Annotated in this window: 1 pseudogene; it reads left to right on the top strand. The window is 44.2% G+C overall.

What is annotated here, in order from left to right:
- Positions 1–773, top strand: a pseudogene (locus ACTHO6_RS21195) (IS256 family transposase); the annotation flags it as partial.
- Positions 774–899: the final 126 nt, after the last annotated feature.

Genomic DNA, 899 nt, shown 5'->3' with positions numbered 1-899 from the left:
ATGATCAAAGAGTGGCAAAATCGCCCGTTGCAATCGGTTTATGCTGTTGTTTTCCTAGACGCAATTCACTTTAAGGTAAAGCAAGACGGAATATCGTCAATAAAGCCGCCTATATGGTAATTGGTATTGACCTTGACGGTCATAAAGATGTGCTTGGAATCTGGATTGGGGAGAATGAATCGGCCAAATTCTGGCTGCATGTACTCAATGAACTGAAAACTCGTGGAGTCCAGGATATTCTCATTACGAGCGTCGATAACCTTCGCGGTTTTACGGAGGCAATTTCGGCATGTTATCCGAAGACGGAGATTCAGAAATGTGTAATCCATCAAATCCGAAACTCCATCAAGTATGTCTCCTATAAGGATCTAAAAAAGATTACGTCCGAGCTGAAACCTATCTATAAAGCTCCAACGGAGCAAGCTGCTTTGGAAGAACTTGAGCAGTTTGAACAAACCTGGGGCAGTAAATATCCCTTGATGGTTCGTTCCTGGCGGAATAACTGGGACGAGATTGCCACTTTCTTTAAATACCCTCCTGAGATTCGAAAGCTGATCTATACAACCAACGTCATAGAAAGTTATCATCGACAGCTTCGAAAAGTTACAAAGGGAAAAGCCATGTTTCCCACAGACGAGGCCTTTCTGAAGATGTTATATCTCGTAACCATGGATGTTCTGCGAAAGTGGACGGGACGAGTCCAGAACTGGGGCCAGATTCTCTTGCAGCTATCTGTTTTCTTTGAGGATCGAGTACAGCCGTACATCCGCTAACAAATGAAAGGCTTCATCCCCGAAGGGATTATCTTTCTCTCTACCAATATGTCAAGGGTCCGCTACGCCTTACGCCCTTGACTTTATTGGCTTCGAAAAAGATGTCCCAATTAGGGGGATGAAACC

It is taken from the genome of Brevibacillus sp. SAFN-007a, from assembly GCF_051967035.1.
Classification (GTDB): domain Bacteria; phylum Bacillota; class Bacilli; order Brevibacillales; family Brevibacillaceae; genus Brevibacillus.
The sequence above is the reverse complement of the archived record's forward strand: the minus strand, read 5'-3'. Positions and strand labels throughout refer to the sequence as shown.